Annotated in this window: 9 protein-coding genes; 5 read left to right on the forward strand and 4 right to left on the reverse strand. The window is 46.5% G+C overall.

Annotated elements, in window-relative coordinates:
* Positions 1 to 192 precede the first annotated feature (192 nt).
* From RIC07_RS22480 to RIC07_RS22500, 5 genes are all read left to right on the forward strand, one after another.
* Positions 193 to 1680, forward strand: a complete 1488-nt coding sequence (locus tag RIC07_RS22480) for a glutamate synthase subunit beta (RefSeq protein WP_446396463.1) — start codon at positions 193 to 195, stop codon at positions 1678 to 1680.
* A 493-nt stretch (positions 1681 to 2173) separates the two neighbouring features.
* Positions 2174 to 2650: a PIN domain-containing protein gene (locus RIC07_RS22485; protein ID WP_446396464.1), complete on the forward strand. Its 477-nt coding sequence runs from the start codon at positions 2174 to 2176 to the stop codon at positions 2648 to 2650.
* Positions 2637 to 2843: a hypothetical protein gene (locus RIC07_RS22490; RefSeq protein WP_446371174.1), complete on the forward strand. Its 207-nt coding sequence runs from the start codon at positions 2637 to 2639 to the stop codon at positions 2841 to 2843. Before RIC07_RS22485 ends, RIC07_RS22490 begins: the two co-directional genes overlap by 14 nt.
* 79 nt (positions 2844 to 2922) lie before the next feature.
* Positions 2923 to 4749 carry an AAA-like domain-containing protein gene (locus RIC07_RS22495; protein ID WP_446396465.1) on the forward strand — a complete coding sequence of 609 codons (1827 nt, stop codon included), beginning with the start codon at positions 2923 to 2925 and terminating at the stop codon, positions 4747 to 4749.
* A 361-nt stretch (positions 4750 to 5110) separates the two neighbouring features.
* Positions 5111 to 5740 (forward strand): Uma2 family endonuclease, encoded by a 630-nt coding sequence (locus RIC07_RS22500; RefSeq protein WP_446396466.1) that lies wholly within the window; start codon positions 5111 to 5113, stop codon positions 5738 to 5740.
* Positions 5741 to 5945: 205 nt separating this feature from the next.
* Here the strand turns inward: RIC07_RS22500 and RIC07_RS22505 are convergent, their stop codons facing one another.
* The 4 genes from RIC07_RS22505 to bioD form a co-directional block, all read right to left on the reverse strand.
* Positions 5946 to 7244: an ABC transporter ATP-binding protein gene (locus tag RIC07_RS22505; protein WP_446396467.1), complete on the reverse strand. Its 1299-nt coding sequence runs from the start codon at positions 7242 to 7244 to the stop codon at positions 5946 to 5948.
* A 327-nt stretch (positions 7245 to 7571) separates the two neighbouring features.
* Positions 7572 to 8210, reverse strand: a complete 639-nt coding sequence (locus RIC07_RS22510; RefSeq protein ID WP_446396472.1) for a Uma2 family endonuclease — start codon at positions 8208 to 8210, stop codon at positions 7572 to 7574.
* Positions 8211 to 8436: 226 nt separating this feature from the next.
* On the reverse strand, positions 8437 to 12447 hold the full coding sequence (locus RIC07_RS22515; protein WP_446396468.1) for a PAS domain S-box protein: 4011 nt from the start codon (positions 12445 to 12447) through the stop codon (positions 8437 to 8439).
* Between the two features lie 288 nt (positions 12448 to 12735).
* Entirely contained in the window at positions 12736 to 13413 is a 678-nt protein-coding gene (bioD, locus tag RIC07_RS22520) for a dethiobiotin synthase (protein ID WP_446396469.1), read from the reverse strand.
* Between the last annotated feature and the right edge of the window lie 174 nt (positions 13414 to 13587).

Here is a 13587-nt window from a genome sequence, read left to right on the forward strand (position 1 = left end):
TGACTTGGTACAGATGTTGCTTTTAACGTCTCTAGACAGTCTTCCATCCGCTTAGTTGGTCACCGATCACCGTCAACGACCGATTGGTGAGGATTTGCCGCCAAAATAGTCTAGGGACTGCATCACCATCGCCAATTTACCGAATGATACCTTAGCAACAACTATACCCTACTCTAAACTTGAGGCATCACTATGGGAAAACCAACTGGCTTTATCGAATATCTGCGCGAATTGCCCTCAGAACTGCAACCCGACAGTCGCATTGGCAACTGGGATGAGTTCCATCTGCCCATGCCAGAGGAAAAACTCCAAACTCAGGCGGCGCGGTGTATGGACTGCGGCACGCCATTTTGCCATACCGGAACCATGATCAAGGGTATGGCAAGCGGTTGCCCAATCAACAACCTGATTCCAGAGTGGAACGACCTGATTTATCGGGGTCGATGGCGCGAGGCACTCGATCGCCTGCACAAAACCAACAACTTCCCCGAATTTACGGGTCGCGTCTGTCCAGCGCCCTGTGAGGGGTCTTGTGTCCTGGGTATCCATAACCCCCCCGTGACCATCAAAAATATCGAATGTTCGATTATTGATAAAGGCTGGGAGGAAGGCTGGGTCGAACCCGAACCTCCAACCAAGCGCACCGGGAAAAAAGTCGCAATTATTGGGTCTGGACCGGCTGGACTCTGTGCGGCTGCCCAACTCAATAAAGCCGGTCATTGGATCACCGTATTTGAACGGGAAGATCGTCCTGGCGGCTTACTCATGTATGGCATCCCTAACATGAAACTGGACAAAAAGCAAGTCGTCCAGCGTCGCCTTGACCAGCTTGAACAAGAAGGGGTTAAGTTTATCTGCAACACCGAAGTGGGCAAAGACTTCCCCACCGAGAATCTACTCAAAGAATTTGACGCGGTGGTACTCTGCACGGGCGCGACCAAACCACGGGATTTACCCATCGAAGGACGGGAGTTAAAGGGTATCCACTTCGCCATGGATTTCCTGACGGCTAATACCAAAGCGCTTTTAGATAACAGCAAAAACGGCAACTTTATCTCAGCCGAAGGCAAAGATGTGGTGATTATTGGTGGCGGTGACACCGGAACCGACTGCGTTGGCACCTCCCTGCGCCACGGGTGTAAGAGTTTAGTGCAACTGGAAATTATGCCCCAGCCGCCCCTAGAACGCGCCCCCGACAACCCCTGGCCCGAGTGGCCCAAGATTTATCGCATGGATTACGGGCAGGAAGAAGCGGCGGCGAAGTTTGGCGCTGATCCCCGTTCCTATCTCACCACCGCGACTAAGTTTGAGGGCGATGAGGAAGGACATGTAAAAGCGGTGCATACAGTGACAATCGAGTGGCAGAAAAATGAGCAAGGTCGATTTATTCCCAGTCCGGTTCCAGGTACGGAAAAAGTGATTCCTGCCCAACTTGTCCTCTTAGCGATGGGTTTCCTCGGACCCGAACAACCCCTGCTGGATGCTTTGGGCTTAGAACGCAATGCCCGGAGTAATATAAAAGCCGATTATGGGAAGTATGCCACCAGCCTTCCCGGTGTCTTTGCCGCCGGAGACTGTCGCCGGGGTCAGAGTTTGGTGGTTTGGGCATTCAACGAAGGACGAGGTGCTGCCCGTGAGTGCGATCGCTATTTGATGGGGAGTACGGATTTACCCGGTTAATCCCAGAAGGTTCCAGACGAGTCATGGCGCGTCTGGAAGATGGGGCGGGCATTGGTGTCAAGTTAAGGTTAAAACCCTGACTAAATAAGAGATCCCCCTAAATCCCCCTTAAAAAACGCGAAGCATCCTTTGGCTTCCCCCATGGAACAAAACGCGAAGCATCCTTTGGCTTCCCCCTTTTTAAGGGGGACGGGAGGGGGATCTAAAGGGGGACGGGAGGGGGATCTAAAGGGGGACATTGAGGAACCTTTTGTTCCTCCGTCCTCTGCCGACAAAGACAACTAAAATTAAGTAACTGGACATAAATTCTGTACACTGTACAAAGAAATGTTAAGGAGTCTCAAATCGTTACTGTTCCCTGTTAAAAGTTACCTAATCTCAACCGTTAACTTTAATTTTGTCTGACTACTGTCTGACTACTTATGAATAAGGGCGGGTGAGAAGATTTGAGAGGGTCAGTATTTGGAGCCATACTGTTACCGAAAATTTGCTCATGGTGCAACCACCTGTCATTTATGCCGACGTTTGTTGTCTCAACCGACCCCTTGACGACCTGCAACAATCTAGAATTCGCCTAGAAGCGGAAGCGATGATTTCTCTCCTGCAAAAATGTCGGGAGGAGAAATGGGTGTTACTCAACAGCGATGCCATTGCTTTTGAAATCAGTAGGAATCCAGACCCTTTCAAAAAAGAGCAACTGGACTCCATCTTATCCGTTGCTACCCGCCTACTTCCTTCCAGCGAGGCAATTGAATTGAGAGCCACCACCTTGATGGAACTGGGTTTTAAGTTCTATGATGCCTTACATCTGGCTTTTGCTGAAGCGGGGGGCGCTGATGTTTTCCTGACTACCGATGACAGGCTGCTGCGAAAAGCTCAACACTATAGAGATTCAATCAACGTAACGGTAGAAAATCCCGTGATTTGGTTGATGGCAACTTTACAGGAGGATAGTAATGAAATTAGCTGAATTGAGAAAACAAGGATATCAAGCTTTAGTTGACTCTTTAGGGGTGGTAGGAATGCTCCGCTTCCTGCAACAATTGGAAGTCGGCTATGGAGATTACACGGTCGAGCGACACCAGTGGTTGGATGAATTGACCCTCGCTGATTTTCAGAGCTACGTTCAGCAAAAGAAAAGCCTCAAGGGTGAGGAGTTATAAGAATAATGGTGTTGGGTACAATCTTGTCAGAATAGATCAACCTGCCGTTACAATTTATTTATGACTGTTTCTCAGGATAATGGATCAGCAAGAGTTCACCAACGCATTTACCAAACTCACGCCGCGACAAAAGGAAGTTTTACAGCAATTTGTCGCCGGAAAAAATGATGGGGAAATTGCGGCAGAACTCTGTATTTCTCAAGGAACGGTGCGAAAACACATCCAGAATATCTGTCAGATATTTGCCCTAAACAATAACGAAGATAAAGGATCATCTCACCGTTCTAAGTTAATTACTGCCATTGCCAACAATTTACCTAATTTAATCCCTGGAGATACGCTGGCGGCGACCAATCAACCTCAGGTTATTCTGAGTTATCATTGTGGCACTGATCCGGATAAAAGCCTTGCGACGCAAATAGAAACGGCGTTAACTATCCAAGGGTGTCAGGTGTTCATTGCTAATGGTAGTCTCCGCATGGCAACCCAGGGATTGCAGCAAATTTATGCCGAATTAAACCGTTGCGATCGCGTGGTGTTATTATTATCCCCTCTGGCGGCGTCGAGTGAGATGGTAACCGAAGAGGTGCAATGGGCAAAACGGCGGCGGGATCAACATCCAGAGGGGAAACCTGATATTTTGGCGATTCGGATTAATTGCCCTTGGACATTACTCAACCATGACTTACGTGGTTATCTCAAAGGGGTGTCCCAACAGGAGTGGCGATCGTCTGAAGATACGCCGATTGTGTTAAACTCAGTTCGGGATTGGCTTTGTACTGATCAACCAACCGTTACCCCAGAAGGCAATCCAAAATCCTCGACGTTTCCCAGTGCCTATTCCCTCACCCCCAATCATCCGCCTCAACCTGTCGCTGAACCGGAATTACCACGAGGACAAGTCGAATTAGCCTCGGCGTTTTATGTGGAACGCCCTGGTGTTGAACAGCGTTGCTATGAAGCGGTGGCTAAACCCGGTTCCTTAATCCGAATTAAAGCGCCGCGACAAATGGGGAAAACCTCGTTAATGGCACGGATTTTACATCGAGGCACTCAGTTTAATTATGCCACCGTTCCGTTAAGTTTTCAATTAGCGGATAGTAACGTTTTTACGAATTTAGATCGCTTCTTACAGTGGTTTTGTGCGGTGATTACTTTAGAACTGGAATTACCCGATCGCTTGGATAAGTATTGGAGTCAGACGTTTGGCAGTAAGGTGAGTTGTAAGTCCTATTTTGAGCGGTATTTATTGGCAACGATTGCCACACCGTTGGTGTTAGGGTTAGATGAAGTGGATCGGGTGTTTCATTATCCCGAACTCACGGCTGACTTTTTTGGCTTGTTGCGATCGTGGCATGAAGAGGCGAAAAATAGAGAAATATGGCGTAAACTGCGATTAGTCGTGGTGCATTCGACGGAAGCCTATATTCCCATGGATATTAATCAGTCTCCCTTTAATGTGGGATTACCGATTGATTTACCGGAGTTTGCAGCCGAACAAGTTCAAGATTTAGCCCAGCGTCACGGATTAGCCTGGGAATCGAATCAGGTAGAACAATTAATGGCAATGGTTGGGGGTCATCCCTATTTAGTCCGACTGGCGCTGTACGCGATCGCACGTCAAGAGATTACGTTAGCGCAACTGTTGGCTACAGCACCAACCGATGCTGGATTGTATGGTGATCATTTGCGGCGACATTTATGGAATTTATCCCAACATCCGGAGTTGGCTACGGCGTTGAAGAAGGTGGTTACGGCTGATTCTCCGATACAATTGGAACCGATGCAAGGATTTAAGTTACATAGTATGGGATTGGTGAATCTGCAAGGGAATGAGGTTACGCCTCGGTGCGATTTGTATTGTCAATATTTCCGGCTGCGTTTGAATCGTGTTCATGATTCTTGAGGGAGTTGATGGGACAATTTGGTAGTTGATTTAACGCAGAGGAACGCAGAGGGAAGCGCAGAGGAACGCAGAGGAGATGAAAGAATAGAACAAGGTTATCTATTGTTTAACTGAGTGTATCAATTTCTGCGATCGCGCTTTATCTTTATCTACAATAGGGTTTACGAATAGGGAGAGGATAGGTGATGACAACGGTAACAGCTAAGCCTACAATTACCTGGGAGAAGCTACCTGATGATTTTCCCTTGGGTAGAAACCGTAGGGGCGCAAGGCTTGCGCCCATTAAACCTGTAAAATCTCTTCCACTATTTTTGAGAACAACAATGAATTACAAAGCATAAATTATCGATTTATAGCGCTTATGACTCAACCCCAAACTCAACCCCAACTCTACACCTTTGATGAATTTATCAACTGGTATCCCGAAAATTCAGAAGTTCGGTACGAACTGCATGACGGAGTAATTATCGAAATACCAAAACCCAAGGGAAAACATTCAACTCTAACAGGTTCCCTTATCGAACAACTCTTCATAATTATCCGGCAAATGGGGAAAGGCGGCATTTGGACGATTCCTAGAGAATCAATTGTTAAACCCAAACGGGAAAAATCAGGCTATGAACCCGATATCATTGTTTTAAACCAAGACGTTCTTGGTGCAGAACCTCGGTGGGAAAGCGAATCGATTATTCAAAATCCTGATTCAGTTAAATTAATCGTCGAGGTTGTTTCAACGAATTGGCGTGACGATTACTATAATAAACTTCGAGATTATGAGGAAATGGGTATTGAGGAATATTGGATTGTCGATTATGCCGCATTAGGACCAAGAAAGTTTATTGGCAGCCCCAAACAACCCACCTTTTTTGTTAATACTTTGGTTGAGGGAGAATATCTGATGACTCCATTTACGGAAAACACTCCCCTTGTTTCCCCAACGTTTCCCCTGTTTAACTTCTCCCCCCAGCAGGTTTTTGATCTGAGGTTTTAGATGTTATAGCCGTAGACACATCGATTATGACTTTCGGCACCATTGTAGAGACGTTGCATGCAACGTCTCTACTTTTATCCAGGAGAAACAAACCTGAGTCTGGGCGGGTTTAGTTACATCTGGATGCAACCAAAAAGATAATAGTGAAACCCGCCCCTACAGACGTGACATGGCTCACGTTGCGCTAGATGCCGTGAAGATTCAGCTAATTAGATCGAATCGCTTGACCTGTTCTATCGTCAAAGAAATGAACTTTATCCGCATTAATCGATAACCAAATTTGATCGCCGAATTTGACGACATGATCGGCGGGAATTCTGGCTTGTAACCGGGTTTTGCGATCCAGTTTGACTAATAAATAGGTATCATTTCCCAAGGCTTCGACTTGTTCAACAGTAACCGATAAGTTTTTGGGGGCGGGAACACTTACACTCAAATGTTCGGGACGAATTCCTAGAATTAAAGACCGTCCATCATAGTCTTGCAAAAAGGATTGCCAAACCTCTGGAAGCGTGAGTCGAAATTGGCGATGCTGAATCAAGAGTGGCGCTTTAAATTGAACCGGAATAAAGTTCATCGGCGGTGAACCGATAAATTCGGCGACAAAGCGATTAGCCGGGTAGTTATAAAGTTCTAGGGGAGGGGCGATTTGCTGGATTTCCCCCTGATTCATCACTGCGATGCGATCGCCCATCGTCATGGCTTCGGTTTGATCGTGGGTGACATATAGGGTGGTGGTTCCTAATTGGCGTTGTAAGCGCACAATTTGACTGCGGGTTTCCGCCCGGAGTTTGGCATCTAAATTGGAGAGGGGTTCATCCATGAGGAAGACTTGGGGATTCCGGGCGATCGCACGCCCTAGGGCGACTCGTTGCTTTTGTCCCCCAGATAGCTGTTTGGGGCGTCGATTCAGCAGGGGTTCAATTTGTAGGAGTTTGGCGACATAACGCACCTGATCATCAATCGCCCGTTCGCGATCGGAGAAATAACGCCATTGTTTGGGAAGCGATCGCGTTATCCTGATTAAAGCATTCTCGACCCAAAGCGGCATCTCAGTGGTAGGCTTTTCGTAGTCTAATCCCACCCTTGTCCGCCGCAAGCCAAAGGCAATATTATCGTAGACCGTCAGGTGCGGATAAAGGGCATAATTTTGAAACACCATGGCGATATTGCGGGCTTTCGGGGGTAAATCATTCACCATGCGATCGCCTACCCAAATTTTACCCCCGGTTAATTCCTCTAATCCCGCAACCACCCGCAGCAGGGTACTTTTGCCACAACCCGAAGGACCCACCAATACCATAAACTCGCCATCGTAGACTCTCAGATTAATCCGCCGCAAAACATTGATGCTTCCCGATGACGGAGACGATTGATCAACGGCTACCAGTGGCGCTTCATCGCTAGGTGTGAGTAAGGGTTCTGTCGTCACAGGCGCAACAGTTGACCCCTCCTGGCGACTAGGAAAGCTTTTGTAGACGTTTTCGAGAACAACCTGGGACACGATGGTGACTGGGGATAAGCGACAGTGATAGAGGTAACTATACTATTATGTTCGTTTGCGTCATGAACTGAAGCCCTGAACCCAAGTCCTCGGTGAGAAGCAGGTTATCAAACTGGGTTCGTAGTTGGTACTTTAGCACCATCAGCGCTTTAGCGCTGACTACAAACTCTAAACTTGGAGTTAATTTTTTCATCTGCGATCGCCAGGGGTTAATACTGCCTTTTTAGTGGAGACAAGGCAGAAGGCAAAACAGGCACATTGCCAAGGGCGCTACCAGGTTCCGGTGGAACGTCTCCATGAAACGTCTGGGAACAGAAGAAATTCTACTCATCCTTGCTCAGACAACTGCTGGCGCAAGTTTCGCAGCGTAATTCCCGTCCCATATTCACGAGACGCGGCTAAACATTGGCTGACTATTGTTTGTACATTAGCGCCAGGAAAGTAACGGCTAAAACTTTGCTGTTTATAGGCATTATCCTCTAAACCATAAATAATAAGCCGACTTCTTTTCAGCAACCAAATCTCTGGTACTTGAAAGGGCAAATAATCATTAGCATTGGTATAGCTGGTAACATCAATTTCAAGAACCAGATCCGGGGCAGGATCAGTACCCCACTGCAAGCGATCGCGCCCAACTACAGCTCGCCAGTGGTCAATATAAAAACAGTAGTCTGGCTCAATTCCCCCGACTTCCGGCAATTCCATTGTGATTGGCGTGAAGGCTTCATAATTGCGGTTTTGGGAATCTAGTAACGCTTTAACCACATCGGCTAAAATACTAGCCTCGCGTCCATGTTTGGGCAGGGGAGACATCAGTATAATTTCTCCATCGTGGTACTTGATCCGAGGAATCGCTACATCTCCCCGGCTTTGGCATAAGGTTTGATAGTCTTGCCAAGAACCTAATAGGCGCACTACGGTTCCTGGTGGAAGCTGAATTTTTTCTCGTGAGATAATAGCGTACATAGACATAGAATCAATATTGTATCGGTTTGCTTTTCAGCACAATCATCGTCTGTAGTCTACTAATATCATGTCTGGTCAAACACCCCTAATACAAACACCTGAACCCCCTGTTATTGCAGCATTGCCATTATGGGCAATCGTTAGGACATGATATATAGCAACCGCCATAGCGGTTAGGACACATCATTTATGTAGAGACGTTGCATGCAACGTCTCTACAATGGTGCTAGCCATCTGCTGTAACCACGCGATCGCGCCCTTGGGCTTTGGCTTGGTAAAGCGCCCGATCCGCCGTCGCAATTAGTTCCTCCGCCGTGGAACCATGTTCCGCAAACGCCGCCACACCCACAGAAATCGCGATCGTGTCTAAGGGTTGATGGTGATACTCGATCTGCAACCCCTTAACATCTTGGCGAATTTGCTCCGCCCGTTGCTTAGTATCAGCCAGTGAAGCATCGGGCAAAATCAGAATTAACTCCTCACCCCCATAACGGCAGGCAATATCCGAAGCCCGAATACTTCGTTGCAAAAATAAGCCTAATTCTCGTAACACAACATCTCCGGCTTCATGACCAAAGGTGTCGTTAAAATGCTTAAAATGATCAATATCTACCATAATAATTCCCATCGGTTGTTGATGACGTTGCGCTCGATGAATTTCCCGCTCTAGAGACTCTTCCATATAACGCCGATTAAATAGTCCAGTCAGTGCATCTCGAATACTTTGTTGAGACAGGGTTTCCCGTAATTTCAAATTCGCTAACGACAGAGCTAAATGTTCAGCCACCGTTAGGGCTAACCGTTGTTTTGCCTCGGTTAATTGTCCCCCTTGTGGCGAACTAATATATAAAATTCCTAACGCTTTTCCCTGTGCCATCATTGGCACACAAAAGGATTCTAAAGGAGAACTATCGGAGTGAATATGGGGACAGCGTAAACCGGATTGAGGCTGGGTTACCAAATGGGGGCGTCCCCGACGTAATGCCCAACACGATTTCGGCGAAAACAGCGTCTGACTCGCCAAAGCGGTTCCCCAAGTCGCCATGGCTTCTACCCAATTCTCAGAGGGATTAATTACAAACACTCCCCCTGAACTTCCCGGAAATAAGGGAGCAACCAAAGTCGCGATCGCTTGATATGCCTCATCAACCGTTAAACAGGCTTGGAGAAAGTCACTCAATTCCCCTAGTAACACCATTTCTCGGTTGCGGCTACCCAGTTCATTCACCCGCCCTGTTAGTTGCTGATTCAGCCTCTGCAAATCCGCTTGTGCCTGTTTGCGATCGCTGATATCTTGCACTACGCCAATATAAGATTTCGGTTCACCCTGACTATTGCGGATCAGCGACCCACTCAAATTCACCCAGACCTCAGATCTATCTTTACGAATATAGCGTTTTTCACGGGAGAAGGTGTCAATTTCTCCTGCCAATAACTGATTCAAACAAGTGAGTTCCTGGTCAACATCATCGGGGTGAGTAATGTCTTTGCACGTCTTGTTTTGCAGTTCCTCTGCACTATACTGCACTAAGTCAGTAAACTTTTGATTAAACCACAGAAACTGACCCGATAACGTCGCTTGGACAATGCCGACAGCAACTTGATCAAACATACTCCGGAAACGTTTCTCACTCTCTCGCAACGCTTCCTCAGCTTGTTTGCGTTCGGTAATATCCCGATTACTCGCTCGTATCCCCAACCAACGCCCCTCAGCACTATGTACAGATTGGCAAATATGAGAGATCCAACGCAACTCTCCGGTTTTAGTTAGGATGCGAAAATCAATTCCTGACACCCTCTGATTTACCGCAGTAGCACACCCATGTTGAACAAAATTTTCTCGATCCTCTGGATAGATAATCGACTCTAATAAACTGGCGTTCTGGAGAAAATCATCAGCATTATACCCAGTAATCCGTTCACAGGAAGGAGAAACATAGAGAAACTTACCTTCCGGATTCAGCCAATATTCCCAGTCATACGTAAAGTTAGCAACCGTCCGAAATCGTTCTTCGCTTTGTCGCAGTTCCTCCTCTGCTTTTACTCGCTCGGTGACATTATCGATCGCAAATACGACACCCTTTAACTGACCCGCTTGGTTAAATAAAGATGTTCCGTTAATTGACAGTAATACTCGCCGCCCATCATCTCGTTCAATGGTATAGCGCAAGTCATTAACAGTCTGAGCCTTTTTTACCAAATGCCAGAACGGTAACTGTTTATCCCCAATTGAATTCCTTAACTCATCCTGATGATACCCAGTCAGCTTATCTTGATCATCTGGGTGAATATCTTCTGACCGCAAACCTAAAATCTGTTCCGCTTGATGATTAATCAGCATAATTTGTCCCTGAGGATTCACCCAAATGATCCCCACAGGACTGGTTTCCATAACACGGGATAATAGATCAAACTCTTGTTGTAATGACGCTTCTATCCCTTCACGTTCCTGAATTTCCTGTCGAAGTTGAGCCGTGCGCTGTTGTACCCGACTTTCGAGTTCTTGATTTAACTGACATAATTCAGCTTCGGCTTGTTCACGGGCAAGGTGGGTGCGTAACCCCTCAATACCAGAGGCTAAATCATTAGCTAATTCTTTCAATAACTGCACCTCTTCTGGTACAAATGAGCCGGAGTTCACGGCATAGATAGTTAACACACCCAATGGTTGATCTTTAACCTGTAACGGTAGAATAATCAACGCTCCATACCCTTGTTGTAAAGCGTGCGATCGCCAGGATGTAAACTTTGGATCAGTCTGAATATGGCGACAAACTATCGGTTGTCCAGTTTGCCAAACGCTATCAACAGGAGATTCACCTGAGAATGGGTTAAACTCAGGCATAACAAATCGTTCTAGATACTGCTTATTCTCAGAATTATTTAGTTCATACTCTTCCGTCTGATCTTTTCTGTCTTCTGCATTCTTTAACGCTTCAAACCCAGCTACAGGTTGCACTGTTTGGCACGTATCGTCAGTTGTCAAGCCAACCCAAGCACCCCGATACGCCCCTACCTCCACAATCAGACAACAAATCTTCTGGAATAACTCAGATTCCTGGGTGGCACTCATCAATATTCGGTGGGATTCACTGAGAGTTTTGAGGATACGGTTTAAAGTTTGCAGAATCCCTTGCGTTTGTTGGCACTCCCTCAGTTCCATGGGGGTCACTTGATCCCAAATTTTCCCAGCTTCCCCAGCTCCCCCAGCTCCCCCAGCTCCCCCAGCTTCCCTATCTCCCTCATCGCTATTTTGTCGCAGATGTCGATTTTCAGCTTGGAGTGAGGAAATAATTTGACGCTGTTGACTCAGTTGCTGCTGCAAGTCTTGAATAACGCCATACAACTGGGCTGGGTCAAGGGTTTGTAGAATACTGGTTTGAGTCACCATACCCAACAGTTCTCCTTGATGACTACAGACTCCTAATTGCTGTACTCGCCACTGCTGCATTTTCTGATAAGCTGTCCATAACGACTCTTCTGGATTCACACACAATAGGGGAAAACTCATCAGTGTATAAGCTGGCAAGTTGAAATCGAGTTCCAATGCCTGAAATTGGACAATATCTCGTTCAGTAATGATACCGATGGGGAATAAAAATGGTCTTGAATCGACTGGATTTGATGACACTATCCGCTCATAAATGCTGTTTTCCTGTTGTTCTGCAATGACTACATAATTAACTCTATCCTCTGCCATGCGTTGCGCTACAGTTAGCACAGAGGTTGTGGGAGAAACGTCAACAACTTCCCGTGTGATCAATTCTGCTACTCGACGGCTTTTCAACAATTCAGTTGATGGCAGAAGGTGATGCAGACTCTCAGGTGTGATAACTCCTACCAATTGATTTTCATCATTGACAACGGGTAAGTGACGAATATCATGGCACTCGAATAAATTCAGCATTTTGAAACCATCCCGCAACTCGGATTGCTTCAGCGTAATCACTTGCTGAGTCATCACTTCAGCAACATGAAGATTTTCTAATGTGCTTTCCGCTGCGACAATTTGAACCAAATCCCGCGACGTTAGCATTCCCACTAACTGCTCGTCTTCTATGACTAAGACACAGTTCCCACCCATTCCCTTACCATGACTTGAACCCAACAATCCTGTCCCATCGGGGAATGGACAGGTGTGGGTTCTTAGATTTAGGAGCGCGATGACATCACTCAGACAGGTGTCTGGTGTAACCGTCAGCGGATGGTGGTCAATCGCAGACGTTAAGGTTATCATTTTTCATTTGTTATTAGTCATTTGTGATGAGTCATTAGCCCTAGTGTGGACTAGGTTGGCTTAAATTATTAAATGTCAAGCTACTTGATCGGGGATTGATCAAGAGAATACGTCACGTAGATGACCCAAGGAATTATGGGGAATGGGTGATTACCTGGAAAAAAATAAGCGGTAGTTCTCTAATTTTCCTTGATATTCGCCATGATGTTGATATACCTGTTACAGAAATTCAGCTATTTCAACCGATTTGATTTAATTCTTAAAACAACACCAGGATTTTCCGTTACATTAGAACAATTGCTCTATGTCTAACTCAGATGCCACTTGAGCCAGTTTGCTCAGATCAGTGGGATCAGCTACGTGGGGCAGGATGCCTAAAATGGGAACCTGTGTCAGTGACTGAATCAACTCAATGGGAGTCCAATCAGCAATCTCTTGTGCTGAACGAGGCTGAACACAATTGAGGACAATTCCTTTAAGGCGAACGCCCGACTGACGCGCTAAGGCGACAGTTGCTACGGTTTGTGCGATCGCGCCCAGCGCCACAGGCACCACAATGACACTCGGTAATTTCCAATCTCTGGCGATATCCGCCACGGTTAACTCATGGGTTACAGGTGAACCCAGTCCCCCTAGTCCTTCTACTAAAACAACATCCCGTTGCTGCTGGAGGCGATTCAATGCCTGCCAGACTCCTTTTAATTCTATCGATCGTCCTTCCCGTTCCGCCGCGACTGGTGGGGCGACAGGGTGGCTAAATTGTAACGGGGCAATCTCTTGAGGGGTTTGATCCAGGTTGAATTGCTGGTGATAATGTTCCCAATCCCCGGTTCCCGTTTGCATCGGCTTGAAAATTCCCAGACGTTTTTGCGGATAATAGGTTTGCCAATAAGCGGCGAGAGCCGTGGTTAATACTGTTTTACCCGCATCGGTATTTGTACCCGTAATTAGTAATGTTTGGGTCATTGGTCATTGGTCATTGGTTTGAATTGGATCTAAGGGTTAGAAGCTGTTTGCTATTTTCTGGACACATCTAGACATTTCTTCCCGTTTGGGTACTTTTCACGCATAGCTGTAGCCGTCCTTTCGATGAATTGGTTTTTCTACATATTCTAGTTTGATGCCAATCCGTTTTTTGCC

The organism is Coleofasciculus sp. E1-EBD-02 (assembly GCF_040218245.1).
Taxonomy (GTDB): domain Bacteria; phylum Cyanobacteriota; class Cyanobacteriia; order Cyanobacteriales; family Coleofasciculaceae; genus Coleofasciculus.